Here is a 20,418-nt window from a genome sequence, read left to right as displayed (position 1 = left end):
GTTAACGTGCACGATGTGACTGCAGAATCCACCACCCCCGTGAGCGGCGCCGTTGCCGCCGGTCTGGCCACCATCGCCGCCGACGGCACCATCCTCGACACCTGGTACCCGGCCCCCGTGCTGGCTGCCGACCCCGGCCCCGCCGGGACCGTCCTCCTGACCACCGAACAGGCCGAGGCCGAGCTGGGCGCCGGCGCCGCCGAGGCGCTGCGGGCCGACGCCCGCCGCGGCGTCGACGTGGTCGCCGTGCGCACCACCATCGCCTCGCTGGACGAGAAGCCGATCGACGCGCACGACGCCTACCTGCGCCTGCACCTGCTCAGCCACCGCCTGGTGAAGCCCCACGGCCAGAACCTCGACGGCATCTTCGGTCTGCTCGCCAACGTGGCGTGGACCAGCATCGGCGCGGTGCCGGTGGAGAAGGTCGAGCAGGCCCGGCTGGCCGTGCGCGCCCAGGGCGGGCAGCTCGCCGTCTACGGGATCGACAAGTTCCCGCGGATGACCGACTTCGTCGCCCCGTCCGGTGTGCGCATCGCCCACGCGGACCGCGTCCGGCTCGGTGCGCACCTGGCCGTCGGCACCACCGTGATGCACGAGGGCTTCGTCAACTTCAACGCCGGCACGCTGGGCACCTCCATGGTCGAGGGCCGGATCAGCGCCGGTGTCGTGGTCGGCGACCACAGCGACATCGGCGGCGGCTCCTCGATCATGGGCACCCTGTCGGGCGGTGGCAAGCAGGTCGTCTCGGTCGGCGAGCGCTGCCTGCTCGGTGCCAACGCGGGCATCGGCATCTCCCTCGGCAACGACTGCGTCGTCGAGGCCGGCCTCTACGTCACCGCCGGCACCCGGGTGACCACCCCGGACGGCACCGTGGCCAAGGCCGTCGAGCTGTCCGGCCAGGACAACCTCCTCTTCCGCCGCAACTCCCAGTCCGGTGCGGTCGAGGTCATCGCCCGCTCCGGCTCGTGGGGCGGCCTCAACGCCGACCTGCACGCCCACAACTGACACCTGTCTCCTTCGAGGGTGTGGTCTCTTCCCCCTTTCCCGCCGTGCCGTCCGCCTCGTGAACGCGGGCGGCACGGCGGGGAGGGTGTCCGAGGGCCCCGGCGCCGCCGCTGCGACGCCGGGGCTCTTCCCGTCCCGGGCGGCGAGCGATCACGTGCGGCGGGCGATCACGTGCGGCGGGCCGCGTCTGACCGAGGAGGCCGCGCGGCGGCAAGCCGAGGTCACCCGGGAGGCTGACGGCCGGCGCCGGTCGGACCGCATCGGGTGGTCGTCGGTGACTCCGGTTCGGGGAGTTCGTTGGTTGCAGCGGCGGGGCGCGTCAGGCCGCCGCCGACGGCTTCACGCCGCACCACCGATCCGAAGAGGTCCCCTCATGCCCGACTTCCGGTCCGAGGCGTCCGCCGCCCCGCAGCACTCCGCCGGCGACGGGTCGGCCGCGCCCGCCACCCCGAGGAGCCTGCTGGAGCAGATGCAGGAACTACTCGCCTCGGTCACCGCGGACCTCGCCGAACTGCAGTCCTCGGGCATCCGTACCCCCGCCCCGGGCGGTGCCGGCCCGACCGGCACCGGCGACAACCGGGCCGCCGGCCCTCGTACCGACGAGGCCGACGACCCGACCGCCACCCGCTGACCGGGCAGCCCGGCCGCACCGCCCCTCGGCACCGCCACCTTCGCCGCCGCACCCGGCGGGTCGAGCCGGACCACCAGCAGCGGCCCCCTCCGCCCGGCCGGCGGTGCGAGCAGCACCGGCACGTCCTTCTCCTCCGGACACACCTCCTCGGCCCGAGCCCCCTCGGTACGGTCCTCCCCCACGCAGTTCTCCGGTGTGCTTCCGTCCTCGCCGGGCGGGCCGTCCTCCTCCGTCGCCCTCCCGACGGCCTGCAGCAGTCGGCCGACGAGATCGGTGCACTCCGCCCCGGCGTCGACCCCGTCGATGCACGTCCAGTAGAGGCTCTCGGTGTCGGCCCCGCAGGCCAGCACCACCAGCGTCTCGCCGACGTCCCGCAGCAACCCGCCGAGTTCGCCGAGGGCCGGTTCGAGGTCACCGAGGTCGGTGAGCCGCCCCGCCCTGCCGCCGACGCCGAACGCCGTCACCGCCGACGCGTCACCTCCCGACGGGTCCAGACAGCCCGCCGCGTGGGCTGCCGACTCGACCAACTGTTGTCCCAGCCCGGCGAGTTCACCTTCGTCCGACTCGGCCAGCCGGGCACCCACCGCCTCGGTGAGCAGCGCCGCCTGTCGCGCCTCGGCGAGCACGTCCGGCACGTTCCTGGTCTCCGCCAGGGCGTGCCGGGCCGTCTTGATCAGTCGCAGCGCCTCCATGTCCGACCACCCTTCCCTCGCCCGTACGGCGCCCTGCCGCACGGTCACGGCGACAGCGTGCGGCCCGAGAAGGAGGGTCCGCACCGGACGGCCGGAAAGCTGTGGACAACCCGGGGGCTGTGGACAACTTTTGTCCCTCACACGGGCGATGATCCGCTCTCGGGGTTGACGTCACCGCCTTCGGAGGGGGCTCCGGGCACCGGGAAGCGCAGCTCGTTCCGCTCGATCTTGGCCGCCAGCGCCGTCAGCGGATCGACCCCGACGGCGGTGCAGAACTGGAGCAGGTAGGCGAGCACGTCCGCCACCTCGTCCCGCACCCGGTGCGCGCGGTCCGGGTCGGCCATCACCGCCGACGCCTGCTCGGGCGTGAGCCACTGGAAGATCTCCAGCAGCTCGCCGGCCTCCACGGTCAGCGCCGACGCCAGGTTCTTGGGCGTGTGGAAGGGCTCCCAGCGGCGTGCCGCGGCGAACTCCGTCAATCGCTGCCGCAGCCCCTCCAGGGTCGGGGCCGCGGACTCCGTCTCTCGTTCGTTCACCCGTCCAGGTCTACCGCACCGGCGTCCGCCACCTCCCCGGCGGCCACCCCGGACCGGCCGGTCCCCGGGGAAGCGGCCCCCGACACGGCCGCCCCGGGGAAGGCCGTCGCGTGGGCCGACCCGGCGCACCGCGCCGCCTGCGCCGGCACCCGGGCCGTCTCGGCACGCAGCACGGTGTGCCCGGAGTCGGGGTCCCGTCGGCACTCCACCAGCGCGGCCCCGGGCGGCAGGTCGCCGGGCCCGCCGAGCGCCTCGCGGGCGGCGGCCGGTTCCTGGAGGGTGGTGAGCACGCGCAGCTGGTTGCGTCCGGACATGTCGCGGGCGAGCCGCAGCAGCGAGGCGGTCTGGTCGGTGCCGAGCCCGGCGCCGAGGTCCTCGGCGAGCACGGTGAGCTGCCGGTGCGCCCACGGCACCTCGGCGGCCACGTCGAGGTCGAGCACCCCGGCGCCGGTGAGCAGCACGGCCGAGAAGGCGAGGTGGCGGAGCATGCCGTCGGAGGCCTGGTCGGCGCCGGTGCGGCCGAGGACGCCTTCGTCGAAGACGGCGAGCACCCGCCGGTCGGCGCCGCTGCCGCGGTGCGCGAGGTCGAGGCCGAGCAGCGGGTGCGGCGCGGCGTCCTGCACCACGCGCAGCAACTGCCCGTAGCGGCGCCCGCATTCGTTGCTGAGCCGGGAGATGACGGCGGAGATGTTGGCGGCGTTGCCGAGCAGCCGGGCGCGCGGGTCGGGGCGGGCCCAGCCGCGCATCAGGGCGGGCACGGGGTGGACGGGGAAGACCTCACGGAGCGCGGTGAGGAGCTGTTCGGCGGCGGCCAGCACCTTCCGCTCGCCGGGCGAGGAGCCGGCGACGCGCAGCGGGATCTGCGCGGTGATCAGGGTGCCGCTCGGGAAGGGCGCGCGGATGTCGCCCTGCCGGGTGTCGTTGTGCCAGCTGACGTTGATCCGCCGGTTGCGGAGGTCCTGTTCGCCGGTCTCGACGAGGGTCCGGCCGTCCAGGGTGAGCTGTTCCCGGGCGATCCGGACGGGCCCGTCGGTGCGGACGACGATCTCCAGGCCGACGGGCCCGTCGGCGGACCGGACGGTGCAGCCGAGGATGACGGCGTTGCGGCCGTGCGGGACGCAGCCGTCCAGACCACCACGGACGGGGGTGGCCAGGGGGCCGGCGGCGCCGGGGACCCCGTCGAGGGAGTCGGTGATCTCCTCCCCGAGGGCGAGCCGGGAGAGCACGGCGAGGGCGTCGAGCGCGTTGGACTTGCCGACCCCGGCGGGCCCGTGCAGCACGGTGAGGGGCGCGAGGGGCAACACCGCGCGCCGGTAGGACTTGAACGAGGTGAGCCGGACCTCCTCGACGGTCGGGCGCCGGGCGGCCGGTGGGCCGGGTTCCGAGGTGCGCTGCTGTGGGTGGGCCGGCACGGCGGTCCGGGTGGCGTCGCGGTTCACCCGTCGGACGTTAGCCTCCGGTCGAGCGGCAGAAACGTGCCTGCCCGGCAGATTCATCCCATCGGGGTCGAACCGCGGGACCCGGGCACCCGCGGCACCGGCGGATCCGCCACCCGGGCATCGTCCGCCGCCGCACGGACGGCCACTCGGGCACCGTCCGCCGGCACCCGGACAGCCGCACGGGCCCCGACCGGGGCCTCAGCGCCGGTAGGCGGCGACGGTGACGGAAGCGGTCACCTCGACGGGGTCGGGCAGCTCCGCGAGCCGTGCCGCCAGCACCTCCGGGTCGGTGTGCCAGGCGCTCGGACCCATGCCCACCACGGTTCGCACGTCCTCGGCCGAGAGCCGCAGCGTGCACTCGACCTCCCGCCGCCCGGCGGGCGTCAGGTGGGGCCGGAGCTTCTCGTCGATCCGCCGCTGCTTGTCCTCGTCGACCGAGAGCAGACCGAGGGCGGTGACGAGCTCCCGCAGGTGGCGCGGGGTGGGTGAGACCAGCAGCAGAGTGCCGCCGGGGCGCAGCACCCGGCGGATCTCGGGGCCGTTGCGCGGCGCGAAGACGTTGAGCACGAGCCCGGCGGAGGCGTCCAGGAGCGGCAGCGGCCGCCAGGCGTCACAGACCACGGCGCCGATCCGGGGGTGGGCCCGCGCGGCGCGGCGCAGCGCGTACTTGGAGATGTCGAGGGCCGCACCGGGCCGTCCGGGGAGGGCGTCGAGGACGTGGGCGAGGTAGTGGCCGGTGCCTGCCCCGAGGTCGGCGACGAGCCCTTCGGGATCCGCCGCGACCGCCGACTCGGCGAGGGCGTCGGCGATCGGCCGGTAGTGGCCGGCGGCGAGGAAGTCGCTGCGGGCGGCGACCATCCCGGCGGTGTCGCCGGTACCGGTGTGGGCGTCACCGGCGAGCAGGCTGACGTAGCCCTGCTTGGCGAGGTCGTGGCTGTGCCCGCCGGGGCAGCGCAGGGTGCGCCCGTCGAGGGTGAGCGCCTGCGCGCAGTGCGGGCAGGCCAGGTAGGGCTCGATGTCCTGCAGCAACGGTCCGTCTTCTCTCGCCATCCGGTCGCGTCGTCCGGCCGGAGGGCCAGCCTAACGACCGGCGCCGCCCGGGCCCGCATCCGCCGGACCGGCCGTCCGGCGGCCCACCGGCGACGAGCTGTCCGCCCACGGGCCGGCACGAAGGCCGCCACGGGAGTCGGGCCGGGAGTCGGCACCGGACTCGGCCCGGGTGTCGGACGCCCGCGGGTCGACGGCCCCCGGCCCGGTTCCGGCCGGTCGCTGCGCCGGGACGGATCGCGGGCCCGCGCCGCCGACCCGCAGCGCGAGCGCGGCCAGCGCCTCGGGGGCGCCGGCCTGGCCCCGGATGCCGGGGAAGGCGTTGACGTCGACCACGACCGGTTCGGCGGGTCCGTCCAGCAGGTCGACGCCGTACACGTCGAGGCCGAAGACCTCGCCGACCCTGAGCGCGAGCCGGGCGCGGTCGGCGGGCAGCTCCGCAGGGCCGAACGCCCCTCCGGGGTGGTGGAGTTCACTGACGCCCGGGTCGGTGAGCTCGGAGCGCCGGCGGGCACAGAACACCTGCCCGGCGACGACCCAGAGCTTCTGGTCCCACCCGGTGCTCGCCAGATAGGGCTGGACGACGACGGATTCGCCGGGCCACTCCCCGGCGAGGGCGCGCAGCCGGGCCGCGTCGTCCACCCGGGCCACGAGGTCGTGGCGGCGGCTGTGACGACTCTTGACGACGAACGGGAAGCCGGGGGCCGGGTGGTCGGGCTGCGCCACCAGATCGGCCAGATCGGCGACGGCGCGGGTGGCGGCGAAGGGCAGCCCGGCCCGGACCGCGAGGTCGGCCATGGCGGTGCGGTCCTGGCAGAGCTCGGTGGCCGCAGCCGAGTTGACGACGGGTGCGCCGCGCTCCTCCAGGTGCCGGGCGAGCGCCAGGGCCCGCGGCGTGTGGGCCTTGAGCAGGTAGACGTCGGCGAGTTCGCCGGGGCCGATCCGCTCGGACGGCTCGCCGGGGCCGGTGGTCGGGTCGAGGTCCTCGACCAGGTGGCCCCGGGCGGTCAGCAGCGCCGCGGTGGCGGCGAGCACGGGGTGGTCCGGGTTCGAGGCGAGCAGGCCGATCCTCATATCGCGCCGCCGGCTCCCCCGGCGCCGACGCCCGCCCCCACGGCCCCGCCGCCCTGCGCGGGCAGCCGGACCGGTTCCGGCCCGTTCCCGACCGGCACCCCGGGCTCGGCCGCCGGCGGCCCGCCGCCCAGGCCGGGCGCCCCCACGCCCGACACGCCCAGGCGCATGGTCGCCAGATCCGCCGCCGCGAGGCCGGGCACGCCCAGGCCCGCCGCTCCCAGCGCGGCCGGGGCGGTGACCGCCGTGCCGGTCCGGGCGAGCCGCAGCACCGCCCGCGCGACCCGCGCGACCGCGTCGGGCACCTGCCGGAAGCTGGGGAAGTCATTGACGTCGACGACCACCGGCCCGTCCGGCCCGAGCAGCACGTCGACGCCGTAGAGGTCGAGCCCGAACACCTCCCCGACCTGCCCCGCGATCCGCGCGACCTCGGGGGCGAGCGGCACCTGCCGCTCCCGCACCCCCTGGTCGGGGTTGAGCGGGGAGCGCCGCTCGGTGGCGTACAGCTCGCCGTCGACGCAGTAGACCTTGAGGTCCGTGCCGGAGTTGGGAACGTACGGCTGCGCGATCAGCAGGCCCTCGCCGGCCAGCAGGGGGCCGAGTTCGACGAGGTGTCCGGGGTCCCGAACGAGCCGCACCGCCCGCCCGGAGCTGCCGTCGGCCGGCTTGACGACCAGCGGGTACTCGGCGGCCGGGATCTCGGCGAGCCGCTCCCAGCGGGCGGCGGCGTAGGTGACGGGGACGGGCAGCCCCCGGGTGCGGGCGATCACCGAGGCGAGCGCCTTGTCCCGGACGCCGCGGATGGAGCGGGCGTCGTTGACGGTCGTGAGGCCGACGGCGGCGGCCGCCTCCAGCAGGGTGAGGCCGGGGCCGCCGGAGACGGTCTTGAGCACCCAGGCGTCGTGGCTGCCGGCCCGGACCGCCTCGGAGACGGCCATCAACGAGTCACCGGGGCGCAGCACGTCCACCCGGTGCCCCCACGCGGTGAGTTGGCGCACGACGTCGAGCGGCATGCCGTCGTACCGGTAGTGCTCCTCCACCAGAAAGCAGAGCTTCATGAGCCTGTCCATCCCCCTCGCTTCACCCAGCGCGGACGTCCGCCGTTCCCGTCCGGCAGAGCTGTAAAGGCCCCAGGATGCCACGCGGCCCGTACGCAAGATCGCCCGGCCTGTAAGCGTTCGGCAACAATCGCGCCGAAATGCCCGGGCAGGGCCGCACCCGTCTGCCCCCGGACCTTGCCGCCCCCGGCCCGTCCGCATGCGCACCGGCCGCCTGCGGGAGCTTCGCCGCCCCGGCAAATACCGTGGCGGGAACCCGGCGGTCCTGCTTGGATGCACGGCGTGACTTCTGCCGATCATGCCCCCGCCACCCACGCCGCCCACGCCCCCGGCGCCCTCCTCGACGAGATCGAGCGCTACTACGACGCGGTCCCGCGCGCCGCCGCCCGCGTCGAGGACTTCGGACCGCTCAGCCTCTTCGTCCGCGAGGGCGAGGGCTGGCCGTACTACGCCCGTCCCGCGCTGGGCCACGACGGCCCGGCCGCCACCGCCGGGGACGTCCGCCGGGTGCTCGACCGTCAGCGCGAGCTGGGGCTGCCGGAGGCCTTCGAGTGGGTGGCCGAGCACGATCCGCTGCTGCGCGCGGCGGTCGAGGAGGCGGGGCTGGTGGTGCACGAGCACCCGCTGCTGGTCCTCGGCCCGGAGGACGAGCCGAATTCGGACGGCGGACCGGCCGACGGCGTGACCGTCCGGGTGCTGGCCGCCGGCGACCCGGCGCTGGCGGCTGCGGTGGCCGTCCCGCATCTGGCGTTCGGCGAGCCGGGTACCGGCGTGGGGAACGCCGGGCCGGAGGAACTGACCGCGCTGGCCATGGAGTTGGCGTCCAACGGCACGGTGGAGCGGACCGCCGGGCAGATCTCCTCGGGGCGTACCGTGGTCGCCGCCGCCGTGCAGGACGGGGCGGCGCTCTGCGCGGGCCAGCACAACCCGGTGGGCCCGGTCACCGAGGTGGCCGGCGTCGGAACCCTTCCGACGGCGCGCCGGCGCGGCCTCGGTCTCGCGGTCACCGCGGCGCTGGTCGCGCACGCGCGGGCCAACGGGGTGCGGACGGTGTTCCTGTCCGCCGCCGACGAGGACGTCGCCCGGATCTACCGCCGGGCGGGCTTCCGCCCCTTCGCCACCGCGCTGATCGCCGAGCCCGCCGAGCCCGCCGGGCCCGGCGCACCCGCCGCCGAAGCCACCGGAGCCGCCGAAGCCGCCTCCGACACGGCCGGGCCCTCCCCCGCGTGATCCTCAGTCCGAGTCCTCGTCCTCCTCACCGCTGACACCCTCGCCCTCGGCCTCGTCCACCACCCACGCGGCCAGCCGGTCCGCCACCCCGGAGACGCCCAGCCGCCCCTCGCGGATGGCCCGGGCGAGGCTGCGCACCTCGCGGGCGGTGGTCGCCACCGTGCAGCCGCTGGCCACCAGGTAGGCGTAGGCGACGGCGGTGGCGAACAGTTCGTTGGTCTTCTCCAGGGACGGCACCCGGATCAGTTGGTGCATCAGGGCGGCCGCCCGGTCCTGCGGCTCGGGGTAGACGGCGATGTCGAAGATCTCGGCCTGATGCCGGGAGACCGCCGCGAGCAGCGATCCGTAGTCGGTGACCTGCGGGTCACCGGGTGTGTACTGCTCGGCGGTCATGAGCAGCCACGAGAGGTCGACCTCCAGGTTCAACGACGCACGTCCTGGAGGTCGGCCGCGCCGAACTCGGCCAGGAAGGCCGTCTCGTACTCCTTCATGAACTGCGCGGCCGCGTCGACGAACACCCGCCCGGCCTCGCCCATGTCCTGCTGGACGAGGCGTTCGATGTACTGGTTCATGCTGATCCCCTGCTGCTCCGCCCGTTCCCGGGCCATCTCCGCGGTGGTGGCGTCCACCCGGACGTTCAGCTGTTTCTTACCCATGAATCCCAAGCTAGCGCTGAAGTGCTAGCACAACAAGGGCGCGCGCACGCACCCCGCACGCGGGTGGCGACGCGTGGGCGCCCACGGAGAGTGAGACTTGAAGAGTTCTTCACCTTCGGAGAACCTGAAGTGCCCTGAGCATTCCCTGGAGCGGCACCGACCGGTGTGGAGGCCGGCAATGACAGCCATGTTCGACCAGGAGCTGCGCGAGCAGCTCACCCAGGCCCGCAAGGAACTCGCGGCCGCCCTCGCCGAAGGGGACGCCGACGGCGTCCAGGCGTACGAAGGCCGGATCGCCGGGCTGATCCGGCTCGCCGCCCAGCACGGCATCACGCTCCCGCACGGTGTCGACGAAGAGGAGCAGAACCTGCGCTGACCCCGCCGCGCGCCCGACAGCACGGGCTCCCCGACCGACGACGGAGGCGGTACCCGGGAACCCGGGTACCGCCTCCGTCACATCCGCTCCGTCCGACCGGCCCCGCGGGGCGGCTGTCCGTCCCCGCCCCGGCACCGGCGGACCGCTACTCGCCGCCGACCGGCTCCAGGATCGCCACGCACTCGAAGTGGTGCGTCATCGGGAACAGGTCGAAGGCCCGCAGCGAGACCGGCCGGTAGCCGCCCTCCCGGAAGAACGCCAGGTCCCGGGCGAGCGCCGCCGGGTCGCAGGCCACGTACGCGATCCGGCGGGCGCCGAGCCCGGCCAGGTGCGCGACGGTCTCCCGCCCGGCACCCGCGCGCGGCGGGTCGAGCACGATCAGGTCGGTGGCGGTGATGCCGGTGCGCGGCAGGAGCTTCTCCACCCGGTCGCACTCGATCCGGACGTTCTCCAGCGCCGCCAGGTTGTGCCTGGCGTCGGCCACCGCCTGCTTGGAGGACTCGATGCCGAGCACCGCGCCCTCCTCGCCGACCCGGTCGGCCAGCGCGCCCGCGAACAGGCCCACGCCGCAGTACAGGTCGAGCGCGTTCTCGCCCCACTGCGGGTCCAGGCCGTCCAGCACCGCGTCGACCAGGGTCTCCGGGGCCTCCGGGTGGATCTGCCAGAAGCCGCCGTCGCTGACCCGCCAGGTCCGCCCGGCCGCGCGCTCGCGGACGAAGTTGCGGCCGTGCACGCGGTGGGGGTCGCCCTGCTCGTCGATCCGGGTGATCGAGACCGGCTGGTCCAGCTCGACCAGCGGCAGCTGGGCGCCCGGCGCCGGGGTGAGGACCACCTGGCGGTCGGAGGAGCCGGACGCGGCGATCGCCTCGACCGAGACGATGCCCGGCCAGTCCCGGGCCTCGATGCCCAGCTCGGTGACGCCCGCGGCGGCGATCAGGCAGCGGTCGACCGGCTGGATGTCGTGCGAGCGGTGCTTGCGCAGCCCGACCTTGCCGGTGGCCGGGTCCACGGCGTACTGCACCCGGGTCCGCCAGGCGGGCACCTCGCCGGGCGGCAGCTTCCCGCCGACCGGTTCGACGCTGCCGTCCCAGCCGGCCTCGACCGGGGTCAGGCCGGCGAGCTTGGCCAGCTGCTCGGTGAGCACCTGCACCTTGAGCTTGCGCTGCCCGCCGGGGGACACGTGCTGCCAGTCGCAGCCGCCGCACTTGCCGGGCCCGGAGAACGGACACGGCGGGGCGATGCGCTCCTTGGCGGGCTCCAGCACCTCGACCGCGTCGGCGCGCAGGAACCGGGACTTGGTGGTCCCGTCGGTGACCTGGACGATCACCCTCTCACCCGGCAGCGTGTGCCGGACGAACAGCACCCGGCCCTCGTGCCGGGCCACGCAGTGCCCGCCGCCGTGCGCCACCGGGCCGACCTCGACCTCGTAGCGCTCGCCGACGAGCGGGTCGCCGCCAGGGCCCCGGGGCGCAGCCTCGGCCCGCGGGGCGCGGGTCGTGGACCGCAGCGCGCGCGGCGGTCGCACCGCCTGCTTGCGCGGGCGGGCACCGTCCTTCGGCTGATCCGCACGCGCCTCCCGGCGGTCGGACCGCTGCGGCCGGTCGGAGCGCTCGGAGCGCTCGGAACGCTGCGGGCGCTCGGACTGCTCCGGACGCTCCGGGGCACGCTCCTCCGGCGCGAGCGGCGCCGTCTGCGCGGTGAAGCCCTCGCGGTCGGTGGCCGCAGGCCGGAACGGCTTGCCCCAGCGCGGCCGGGCGACCTGGCCGGGCTTGCCGGCGCCACCCTTGCGGGAGCCCTTGCCGGAGGCACCGGAACGGGAACCACCGGACGAGCCGGACGAACGGGGCGGGGTATTGCGGGTCACTGGGAGGAATCCTTGCTGCTGTCAGCGGGGGCGGCGGTCGTGCCTTCGGGCTTTGCGGAGACCTCCGACTTTACGGCCTTCGGCGCCCGGGGCTCACCACGACGGACGGCACCCGGCGCCGACCAGGCCTTCTGCGGCTTGCGCCGTTCGGACGACTCCAACTGCCACGGTACCGAGGTCACCATCACTCCCGGCTTGAACAGCAGCCGCCCCTTGAGCCGCAGCGCACTCTGGTTGTGCAGCAGGTGCTCGTACCAGTGGCCGACCACGTACTCGGGGATGTAGACCGACACCACGTCGCGCGGGCTGCTGCGGCGAAGGTTCTTCACGTAGTCCAGCACCGGGCCGGTGATCTCCCGGAACGGCGAGTCCAGCACCTTGAGCGGCACCTCGATGCCCCGCTCGTCCCACTCGGCGCGCAGCGCCGCGGTGTCCGCCGGGTCGACGTTGACGGTCACCGCCTCCAGCGTGTGCGCGCGGGCCAGCCGCGCGTAGGCCAGGGCCCGCAGCGCCGGCTTGTGCAGCTTGGAGACCAGGACGATGGCGTGCACCCGGGTGGGCAGCACGACGTCGTCCGGCTCCTCGGCCGCGACCAGCTCCGCGGAGACCCGGTCGTAGTGCCGGCGGATCGCCTTCATCACCACGAACAGCACGACCATCGCGGCGATCGCGATCCAGGCGTGGCTGATCTTGGTCGCGAGCACGACGATCAGCACCGCCATGGTCATCACCAGACCGAAGCTGTTGATCGCCCGGCTGCGCTGCATGTGCCGCCGCTTGGCCGGGTCGGTCTCGGTGCGCAGCAGCCTGGTCCAGTGCCGGATCATGCCGGACTGGCTCATGTTGAAGGAGACGAAGACGCCGACGATGTACAGCTGGATCAGCCGGGTCGGGTCCGCGTCGAAGGCGATGATGAACAGGATCGCGGCCAGCGCCAGCAGGATGATGCCGTTGGAGAAGGCCAGCCGGTCACCGCGGGTGTGCAGCTGGCGCGGCAGGTACCGGTCCTGGGCGAGGATCGAGCCGAGCACCGGGAAGCCGTTGAACGCGGTGTTGGCGGCTAGCACCAGGATCAGGCCGGTGACGGCCGCGACGAAGTAGAAGCCGGGCGTGAAGTTCGAGAAGACGGCCTCGCTGATCTGGGCCAGCGCGGTCTTCTGGTGGTAGTCGGCGGGGGCGCCGCCCAGCTGGTGCTCGGGCTCCTCGGCCATCTGGACGCCGGTGAGCCGGGCCAGCCAGATGATGCCCATGAACATCACCACGGCGATGCTCGCCATCATCAGCAGGGTGGTCGCGGCGTTCTTGCTCTTCGGCTTGCGGAACGCCGGCACGCCGTTGGAGATCGCCTCGACACCGGTGAGCGCGGCACAGCCCGAGGAGAACGCCTTGAGCAGCAGGAACACCATCGCGAAACCGGCCAGCGACTCGTTCCCGGGGGTCGCCTCCAGCTGGAAGCCGGCGCTCTCGGCGGGGATGTCCTGCCCCAGGCCGAAGTGCCGGACCACGCCGTACACCACCATGCCGAGGACGCCCACCATGAAGGCGTACGTCGGGACGGCGAAGGCCGAGCCGGACTCCCGCACCCCGCGCAGGTTCATGCCCATCAGCACGATCACCAGGACGACGGACAGGGTCAGCTCGTGGCCGCGCAGCGCGGGCACCGCCGAGACCACGTTGGCGACACCCGAGGTGGTGGAGACCGCCACCGTCAGGATGTAGTCGACCATGAGCGCGCTCGCGACCACCAGGCCCGAGTTCGGGCCGTGGTTCACGGTGGCGACCTCGTAGTCACCGCCACCGCTCGGGTACGCGTGCACGTTCTGCCGGTACGAGGCCACCACGGCGAGCATCACGATGGCGACGACGACGCCGATCTGCCACGAGAAGTGGATGGCCGAGACACCCGCCAGGGACAGGGTCAGCAGGATCTCCTCGGGCGCGTACGCGACCGAGGAGAGCGCGTCCGAGGCGAAGACGGGCAGCGCGATGCGCTTGGGGAGCAGCGTCTCCCCGAGCTTGTCGCTGCGCAGCGCACGCCCGATCAGGATGCGTTTCGGTAGGTCAGTCGGCATAGGCACGTTAAGGAATCGTAGGGGTAGTCGGCCGTCGGGTCAGACGGACATCCCCCCCTTCGTCGCGACTGTGTTCGGTGGACCGGCTAGCGTGTCGGATACGAGCAGGCGGGCAACACTCAGGTTGTCGTACCGAGCCACACGAGGACGCCCACCCCGGAGACCGGGGCGGGGAAACGGAGAACAGCGGTGTTTGCGCAGGTCAAGGCCCAAACGGGACGGGTGAGGTAGCGCCGGTGCACATCGTCATCATGGGCTGCGGCCGGGTGGGCTCCGCGCTCGCCCGAGCGTTGGAGAAACAGGGCCACTCGGTGGCCGTGGTGGACCAGGACCCGACGGCGTTCCGCCGCCTGGGCGCCGGGTTCAACGGTCGCCGGGTCACCGGCGTCGGCTTCGACCAGGACACCCTGCGGGAAGCCGGCATCGAGGAGGCGGGCGCCTTCGCCGCCGTCTCCAGCGGTGACAACTCCAACATCATCGCGGCCCGGGTCGCCCGGGAGAACTTCGGCGTGGAGAACGTCGCGGCCCGCATCTACGACCCGCGGCGCGCCGAGGTCTACCAGCGCCTGGGCATCCCGACCGTCGCCACCGTCCGCTGGACGGCCGACCAGATGCTGCGCCGGCTGCTGCCGAGCGGCGCCGAGCCGCTCTGGCAGGACCCGAGCGGCGCCGTCCAGCTCGCCGAGGTCGCCTACGCCCCGGACTGGGTCGGCCACCGGATGAGCGAACTCGAAGAGGCCTCCGGCACCCGGGTGTCGTTCGTCACCCGGCTCGGCGAGGGCATCCTGCCCGCGCCCCACATGGTGGTGCAGGAAGGCGACCTGGTGCACGTGATGCTGCGCCGGGCCGACCTGACCGCGGTCGAGGCCGCGTTCGCGCAGGGCCCGGAGAAGGAGGGTCACTGATGCGAGTCGCCATTGCCGGAGCCGGTGCCGTCGGCCGCTCGATCGCGGGCGAGCTGCTGGAGAACGGCCACGAGGTCCTGCTGATCGACAAGAACCCGAACTCCATCTCCGTGGAGCGGGTGCCCATGGCGGAGTGGCTGCTGGCCGACGCCTGCGAGATCACCTCCCTGGACGAGGCCGCCCTGCAGCGCTGCCACGTGGTGATCGCCGCGACCGGTGACGACAAGGTCAACCTGGTCGTGTCGCTGCTCGCGAAGACCGAGTACGGGGTGCCCCGGGTGGTCGCCCGGGTGAACAACCCCAAGAACGAATGGCTCTTCAACGAGTCCTGGGGCGTGGACGTCGCCGTCTCCACCCCGCGCCTGATGTCCGCCCTGGTCGAGGAGGCCGTGAGCGTCGGCGACCTGGTCCGGCTGATGCGCTTCAGCCAGGGCAACGCCAACCTCGTCGAGCTGACCCTCGCCGCCGACACCGAGCTGGTCGGCACCCGCGTCGGCGACGTGCCGTGGCCGCCGGACACCGCGCTGGTGACGATCATCCGCGAGGGCCGGGTCCTGGTGCCGCGCAAGGACGACACCCTGGAGGGCGGCGACGAGCTGCTCTTCGTCGCGGCCCAGGAGCGGGAGGAGGAGCTGGAGAACCTGCTCTCCGCCTCCTCCGGCGCCCAGTAGCACCCGCGCACGAACGTCGAGGGACCCGTACTCGGTGAGTACGGGTCCCTCGACGTTCGTGCGGTGTCCTGGCAGCCGCCGCGCGCTACTGCCCCGGCGACGACGGCTCGTGCGGCCGGGCGTCGTGCGCCCGGGCGACCGGGTCAGCCGGCGCGGCCGGCTCCTCGTCGTCCAGTTGCGCCTTGATGGGCGGCGGCGCCTTCAGCAGGATCTGCCAGGTCACGTACATCGCCAGCAGCAGGGGCGGGATGCCCAGGGCGACCTTGAGCCAGCCCAGCAGGTTGACGTTGTGCGTGAAGTACAGCGGGAAGAGGATCAACGGCTTGATGCCCATGATCACCACCCACGCCCAGGTGGCCTTGACGTAGGCGGCCAGCCGGCCCGGGTTCTCCTTGCGCCAGGTGAACATCTCGCCGGTGACGGGGCCCAGCATCAGGCCGATCAGCGGCCAGCGGACCAGCGCCGAGATCGCCAGGCCCACGCAGTAGCCGACGTTCCAGAGCAGGCCGGGCAGGTAGAAGTTCTCCGCCTTGCCGGTCTTCATCGAGATCCAGGCGCCGATGGCGACCCCGAACACCCCGCTGAAGGCGTGCTGGACGGTCTCCCGCTTGGCCAGCCGGACCACCACGAAGAGCCCGCTCAGGGCGAGCGCGGCCCACGCGGCCGACGGGACCTTGTGGGTGATGTTGTACGTGATGATGAAGACCAGGCCGGGCAGGGTCATGTCGACCATGCCCCGGACCCCGCCGAACGCCTTCATCACGGTGTCGGCGGCCTCCCGGGAGGCCGCCGCCTGGCGGGCCGCCTCGTCGTCGCCGTCCGGCGCGATCTTGGCCAGGCCGAGCTGGGCGGCGGGCTCGCCGCCGGGCTGGTTGCTCACGCTCATTCGCTCCCGTGTCCGACCGGACGCAGCTCGTAGCGGGGGTTGAAGAGCACCCGGCGCCCGCGCGCGTGACTGATCCGACCGCTGGCGACGAGCCGGCGACCGGGTTCGATACCCGTGATGGAGCGGCGCCCGAGCCAGACCACGTCCAGTGCCTCGGTGCCGTCGAAGAGCTCCGCCTCCAGGGCGGGCACACCGGCCCGCGGGCGGAGCGTCACGGTACGCAGGGTGCCGGCCACGGTGACCAGTTGGCGGTCCCCGCAGCTGGCGATCGGAGTGCAGCCCGACTCCGCGGCGCTCTCCTGGCGCAACTCCTCGGCCTCCAGCTCCTCCGCGGAGGAGGTCAGCCGACTGAGCATGCGGCGGAAGCGCCCCTGTGGCTGGCCGCTGCTGTTGTCACCACTCATGCCGGAAGGGTACCGGTTTCCGTGCCCTCGGCGGCAGGTCGCGCAAGCCGCCGGAGCCGGCCCGGGGCTGCCCGGGGGCTGCCCTGACGGCCGGGAGGGCCCGCCGGGCCTCGGCTCCCGGTCCGGACCCGGCTCGGGACCGGGCTCGGGACCGGGCTCGGGCCACGACCTCACCGGTCAGCTCTCGAAGCGGTAGCCCATGCCCGGCTCGGTGATGAAGTGGCGCGGGTGCGAGGGATCACGCTCCAGCTTCCGCCGCAGCTGGGCGAGGTAGACCCGCAGGTAGTTGGTCTCGGTGCGGTAGGCGGGTCCCCAGACCTCCTGGAGCAGCTGGGTCTGGCTGACCAGCCGGCCGGCATGGCGGACCAGCACCTCCAGCAGATGCCACTCGGTCGGGGTGAGGCGGACGTCTGCGCCGTCCCGGTTCACCTTCTTCGCCGCGAGGTCGACGGTGAAGCTGTCGGTGACCACCAGGGAGTCGTCCTCCCCGGCGACCGGCTCGGCCCGGCGGACGGCCGCGCGCATCCGGGCGAGGAGCTCGTCCATGCCGAAGGGCTTGGTGACGTAGTCGTCGGCGCCCGCGTCCAGGGCCTCGACCTTCTCGTCGGAGGCGTGCCGGGCGGAGAGCACGATGATCGGCACACGGGTCCAGCCCCGCAGCCCCCTGATCACCTCGACGCCGTCCATGTCGGGCAGGCCGAGGTCGAGGACGACGACGTCGGGGTGACGGGCGGCGGCCAGTTCCAGGGCGCTCGCGCCGTCATGTGCCGCGTCGACCTCGTACTTGCGGGCCTTGAGGTTGATCACCAGCGCGCGGACGATCTGCGGTTCGTCGTCCACGACGAGGACCCGGGTCATGCGGGCTCCGCCTTTCGGGGCAGTCGGATCGGAAGTGGTCATGTGTGGCAGGAGTGATCACGCGGGGGCCGGGTTGACGGCCGGCTCGGCCGGTCCGTCCGACCCGGGCGGCTCGTCCGACGCGGAGGGCCGGGGCGGCACGGGCGGTTCGGCGCGTTCGGACGGCACGGACGGTTCGGACAGGCGGTCGACGGCGGGCAGCGTGACGACCATGGTCAGTCCGCCCCCCGGGGTGTCCTCGGCGGTCACGGTGCCGTCCATCGCCTCGACGAAGCCCCGCGCCACGGCCAGCCCGAGGCCCACTCCGGCGCCGCGCGGCGCGTCCCCGTACCGCTGGAACGGTGCGAAGATCCGCTCCTTGGCGTCCTCCGGCACCCCCGGTCCCCGGTCGACGATCCGCAGCTCGACCCGGCCCCGGCCGCCTGCCGGGTGCAGCGCATCGGCCTTGACCAGCACCTTCGTCCCGGCCGGGCTGTACTTGACGGCGTTCTCGATCAGGTTGGCGAGCGAGCGCTCCAGCAGCCCCCCGTCGGCCCGGATCATCGGCAGGGTCTCCGGGACGTCCAGCCGGACGGCCCCCGGCGGCACGCCGCCGAGCGCGAACGGCACCACCTCGTCCAGGTCGGTGTCCTGGATCAGCGGGGTGACCGTTCCGGTCTGCAGCCGGCTCATGTCGAGCAGGTTGTTGATCAGATGGTCGAGCCGGTCGGCCCCGGCCTCGATACCGGCCAGCAGCTCGGCCTCGTCCTCCTCGTCCCACTCGACGTCCGCCGAGCGGAGGGAGCTGACCGAGGCCTTGATGCCGGCGAGCGGCGTACGGAGGTCGTGCGAGACGGCGGCCAGCAGTGCGGTCCGGATCCGGTTCCCCTCGGCCTCACGACGGGCGGCTGCGGCCTCACCGGCCAGTCGGCGACGCTCCAGGACCACGGCGGCCTGGGCGGCGAACGCGCCGAGCAGCCGCCGGTCCTCGGCAGGCAGGACCCGGCCGCACAGGGCCAGCGCCAGCGTGTCGCCGACCGGCACGTCCACGTCGGCGGACTCCGGCCGCTCCGGCGGGTGGGGGCCGGCCGTCGCCAGAGGCTGCCACGGTCCGACCGGGTCCACCCGTTCCAGGAACGCCGCCGACTCCTGCTGGAAGGTCTCCCGGACCTGCTCCAGCAACGCGGTCAGCACCCCGTCCCCGCTCGGCGCGCCGCGCAGGACCGTGCCGGCCAGTGCCCCGAGCGTCTGTGCCTCGGTCTGGCTGCGGGCCGCCTGATGGGTGCGCCGGGCCGCCAGGTCGACCACCGAGGCCACCGCGATGCCGACAGCGGTGAATATCGCCACCGCCATGATGTTCTGCGGCTCGGAGATGGTGAAGGTGTGGATCGGCGGTGCGAAGTAGTAGTTGAGCGCCGAGGAGCCGACCAGCGCCGAGGCGATCGCCGGGTACAACCCGCCCACCAGCGCCGCGCAGACCGTCAGCGACAGGAAGAGCAGCATGTCGGTGGAGAGGCCCGGACCCTCGACGTTCGTCAGCACCAGCGCCAGCAGCGGCGGCCCGGCCACACCGATCAGCCAGCCCGCGACCGCGCGGGTCCTGCCCAGGTCCGTGACCCTGCGGATCGGAATCCGCCCGCGGCCCTTCGCGGCCTGCTCGTGCGTGACGATGTGGACGTCGATGTCCCCTGCGGCGCGGGTCACCGTGGTCCCCACGCCCGGACCGTAGAGGTACTGCCAGGCCGGCCGGCGGCTGGTGCCGAGCACGATCTGGGTGGCGTTCACCCCGCGTGCGAAGTCGAGCAGCCCGGCGGCGGGGTCGTCGCCGAGCACCGCGTGGTACGAGCCGCCGAGGCTCTCCACCAGTGCCCGCTGTTCGATCAGCGCCTGAGACGACCCCGAGCCCGAGCCGGCCAGGCCGTCCGAGCGGGAGAGGTGGACGGCCAGCAGCTCCCCGCCCGAACCGCGGGCGGCGATCCGGGCCGCCCGGCGGATCAGGGTCGCCCCCTCCGGTCCGCCGGTCAGGCCGACCACGATTCGCTCGCGGGCCTGCCAGGTGCCCTCGATGCCCTGCTCGGCCCGGTACTTCTGGAGGTACTCGTCCACCCGGTCGGCCGTCCACAACAGCGCCAGCTCGCGCAGCGCGGTCAGATTGCCGGGCCGGAAGTAGTTGGCCAGCGAGGCGTCGATCTTCTCCGGCGCGTACACGTTGCCGTGTGCGAGGCGGCGGCGCAGGGCCTGCGGCGACATGTCGACCAGCTCGATCTGGTCGGCCCGGCGGACCACCTCGTCCGGAAGGGTCTCGCGCTGCCGCACCCCGGTGATGCCCTCGACGACGTCGCCGAGCGATTCCAGGTGCTGGATGTTGACGGTCGAGACGACGTCGATGCCGGCCGCGAGCAGTTCCTCGACGTCCTGCCAGCGCTTCGCGTTGCGGCAGCCCGGCACGTTGGTGTGCGCGAGCTCGTCCACCAGCGCCACCTGCGGCCGGCGTGCCAGGACCGCGTCCAGGTCCATCTCCGTGAACGCGGCCCCGCGGTGCGCGAGGTCCCGCCGGGGCACCACCTCAAGGCCGACGGCCTGCCGTGCCGTGTGCTGCCGCCCGTGGTCCTCGACGAACGCCACCACGACGTCCGTCCCACGCTCGGACCGCCGATGCGCCTCGGCGAGCATGGCGTACGTCTTGCCGACCCCGGGCGCCGCCCCGAGGTAGATCCGTAGCCTGCCGCGTCCCATGTGCACCATTCTTGATCCGGCCCGGCCCGGGGACCACCCCGGACACCTGTTCCCCTCACCTTCGAGACTACGGCGCGAGCTGCGGATTTCCGCTGATCAAGCCCCTGCGCGGGCAGTTTTAGCGGCTTTTTGACGGTCCCGGAGCCGGCCGGGGGCCCCGGACCGGAGGCCCGGAGGAGCGGTTCGGTTACGCCGGCCCGGAAGTCCCCGGAATTCCCCCGGAAACGCAAAGAACCCCCGTCCGTATCCCGGACGGGGGTTCTTCACAATGATTGTTCGGCGGCGTCCTACTCTCCCACAGG

At 73.7% G+C, this 20,418-nt stretch carries 19 protein-coding genes; 5 read left to right on the top strand and 14 right to left on the bottom strand.

The features are described 5' to 3' along the window. Nucleotides 1-15 precede the first annotated feature (15 nt). Nucleotides 16-1,005 carry a 2,3,4,5-tetrahydropyridine-2,6-dicarboxylate N-succinyltransferase gene (dapD, locus tag ACFWIC_RS37650; RefSeq protein ID WP_380361316.1) on the top strand — a complete coding sequence of 330 codons (990 nt, stop codon included), beginning with the start codon at nucleotides 16-18 and terminating at the stop codon, nucleotides 1,003-1,005. A 339-nt stretch (nucleotides 1,006-1,344) separates the two neighbouring features. Here the strand turns inward: dapD and ACFWIC_RS37645 are convergent, their stop codons facing one another. The 6 genes from ACFWIC_RS37645 to ACFWIC_RS37620 all read right to left on the bottom strand — a co-directional run bounded on the left by ACFWIC_RS37645 (nucleotide 1,345) and on the right by ACFWIC_RS37620 (nucleotide 7,479). Next, the gene (locus ACFWIC_RS37645) at nucleotides 1,345-2,376 is read right to left on the bottom strand and encodes a DUF6099 family protein (RefSeq protein ID WP_380521491.1); all 1,032 of its coding nucleotides are present in this window, start codon (nucleotides 2,374-2,376) and stop codon (nucleotides 1,345-1,347) included. Between the two features lie 89 nt (nucleotides 2,377-2,465). Beyond that, entirely contained in the window at nucleotides 2,466-2,864 is a 399-nt protein-coding gene (locus ACFWIC_RS37640; protein WP_380361314.1) for a nucleotide pyrophosphohydrolase, read from the bottom strand. Beyond that, nucleotides 2,861-4,303 carry an AAA family ATPase gene (locus ACFWIC_RS37635; protein WP_380521489.1) on the bottom strand — a complete coding sequence of 481 codons (1,443 nt, stop codon included), beginning with the start codon at nucleotides 4,301-4,303 and terminating at the stop codon, nucleotides 2,861-2,863. Before ACFWIC_RS37635 ends, ACFWIC_RS37640 begins: the two co-directional genes overlap by 4 nt. A gap of 198 nt (nucleotides 4,304-4,501) precedes the next feature. After that, a complete protein-coding gene (locus ACFWIC_RS37630; RefSeq protein WP_380521500.1) occupies nucleotides 4,502-5,332 on the bottom strand; it encodes a putative RNA methyltransferase in 831 nt (276 codons plus the stop codon). 51 nt (nucleotides 5,333-5,383) lie between these two features. Beyond that, complete coding sequence (locus tag ACFWIC_RS37625) at nucleotides 5,384-6,424, bottom strand: RimK family alpha-L-glutamate ligase (RefSeq protein WP_380521488.1); 1,041 nt, start codon at nucleotides 6,422-6,424, stop codon at nucleotides 5,384-5,386. Beyond that, entirely contained in the window at nucleotides 6,421-7,479 is a 1,059-nt protein-coding gene (locus tag ACFWIC_RS37620) for a RimK family alpha-L-glutamate ligase (protein ID WP_380521486.1), read from the bottom strand. The genes ACFWIC_RS37625 and ACFWIC_RS37620 overlap by 4 nt, the downstream gene beginning before the upstream one ends. Before the next feature lie 273 nt (nucleotides 7,480-7,752). On the opposite strand from ACFWIC_RS37620, the gene ACFWIC_RS37615 reads away from it, so the two are divergent. Beyond that, entirely contained in the window at nucleotides 7,753-8,709 is a 957-nt protein-coding gene (locus ACFWIC_RS37615; protein ID WP_380521484.1) for a GNAT family N-acetyltransferase, read from the top strand. A 3-nt stretch (nucleotides 8,710-8,712) separates the two neighbouring features. Here the strand turns inward: ACFWIC_RS37615 and ACFWIC_RS37610 are convergent, their stop codons facing one another. Next, nucleotides 8,713-9,135 (bottom strand): fic family toxin-antitoxin system, toxin component, encoded by a 423-nt coding sequence (locus ACFWIC_RS37610; RefSeq protein WP_329879923.1) that lies wholly within the window; start codon nucleotides 9,133-9,135, stop codon nucleotides 8,713-8,715. Continuing rightward, on the bottom strand, nucleotides 9,132-9,365 hold the full coding sequence (locus tag ACFWIC_RS37605) for a toxin-antitoxin system HicB family antitoxin (RefSeq protein ID WP_380521482.1): 234 nt from the start codon (nucleotides 9,363-9,365) through the stop codon (nucleotides 9,132-9,134). The genes ACFWIC_RS37610 and ACFWIC_RS37605 overlap by 4 nt, the downstream gene beginning before the upstream one ends. A 178-nt stretch (nucleotides 9,366-9,543) precedes the next feature. On the opposite strand from ACFWIC_RS37605, the gene ACFWIC_RS37600 reads away from it, so the two are divergent. After that, the gene (locus ACFWIC_RS37600) at nucleotides 9,544-9,741 is read left to right on the top strand and encodes a hypothetical protein (protein ID WP_380521479.1); all 198 of its coding nucleotides are present in this window, start codon (nucleotides 9,544-9,546) and stop codon (nucleotides 9,739-9,741) included. Nucleotides 9,742-9,886: 145 nt separating this feature from the next. Here ACFWIC_RS37600 and ACFWIC_RS37595 read toward each other — a convergent pair whose 3' ends face one another. After that, complete coding sequence (locus ACFWIC_RS37595; protein WP_329951647.1) at nucleotides 9,887-11,248, bottom strand: class I SAM-dependent RNA methyltransferase; 1,362 nt, start codon at nucleotides 11,246-11,248, stop codon at nucleotides 9,887-9,889. A 353-nt stretch (nucleotides 11,249-11,601) separates the two neighbouring features. Next, nucleotides 11,602-13,683: an APC family permease gene (locus ACFWIC_RS37590; protein WP_329951450.1), complete on the bottom strand. Its 2,082-nt coding sequence runs from the start codon at nucleotides 13,681-13,683 to the stop codon at nucleotides 11,602-11,604. 230 nt (nucleotides 13,684-13,913) lie between these two features. Here ACFWIC_RS37590 and ACFWIC_RS37585 point away from each other — a divergent pair, with 230 nt between their 5' ends. Together ACFWIC_RS37585 and ACFWIC_RS37580 are read left to right on the top strand one after the other, a co-directional pair. After that, on the top strand, nucleotides 13,914-14,582 hold the full coding sequence (locus ACFWIC_RS37585) for a TrkA family potassium uptake protein (RefSeq protein WP_329879918.1): 669 nt from the start codon (nucleotides 13,914-13,916) through the stop codon (nucleotides 14,580-14,582). Further along, nucleotides 14,582-15,253: a TrkA family potassium uptake protein gene (locus ACFWIC_RS37580; protein ID WP_329879916.1), complete on the top strand. Its 672-nt coding sequence runs from the start codon at nucleotides 14,582-14,584 to the stop codon at nucleotides 15,251-15,253. The genes ACFWIC_RS37585 and ACFWIC_RS37580 overlap by 1 nt, the downstream gene beginning before the upstream one ends. Nucleotides 15,254-15,338: 85 nt before the next feature. Here the strand turns inward: ACFWIC_RS37580 and ACFWIC_RS37575 are convergent, their stop codons facing one another. The 4 genes from ACFWIC_RS37575 to ACFWIC_RS37560 all read right to left on the bottom strand — a co-directional run bounded on the left by ACFWIC_RS37575 (nucleotide 15,339) and on the right by ACFWIC_RS37560 (nucleotide 20,116). Further along, a complete protein-coding gene (locus tag ACFWIC_RS37575) occupies nucleotides 15,339-16,133 on the bottom strand; it encodes a DUF3159 domain-containing protein (RefSeq protein WP_329951449.1) in 795 nt (264 codons plus the stop codon). 2 nt (nucleotides 16,134-16,135) lie between these two features. Beyond that, complete coding sequence (locus tag ACFWIC_RS37570) at nucleotides 16,136-16,543, bottom strand: OB-fold nucleic acid binding domain-containing protein (protein WP_329879913.1); 408 nt, start codon at nucleotides 16,541-16,543, stop codon at nucleotides 16,136-16,138. Between the two features lie 177 nt (nucleotides 16,544-16,720). Beyond that, nucleotides 16,721-17,401, bottom strand: coding sequence for a response regulator (locus tag ACFWIC_RS37565; protein ID WP_329879912.1), 681 nt, complete (start codon nucleotides 17,399-17,401; stop codon nucleotides 16,721-16,723). Nucleotides 17,402-17,458: 57 nt separating this feature from the next. Next, entirely contained in the window at nucleotides 17,459-20,116 is a 2,658-nt protein-coding gene (locus tag ACFWIC_RS37560; protein WP_380521475.1) for an ATP-binding protein, read from the bottom strand. Nucleotides 20,117-20,418: the final 302 nt, after the last annotated feature.

It is taken from the genome of Kitasatospora sp. NPDC127035, assembly GCF_042726075.1.
In the GTDB taxonomy this organism is placed as follows: Bacteria; Actinomycetota; Actinomycetes; order Streptomycetales; family Streptomycetaceae; genus Kitasatospora.
Note: the sequence above shows the minus strand (reverse complement) of the source record. Positions and strands in the feature narration are given on the sequence as shown.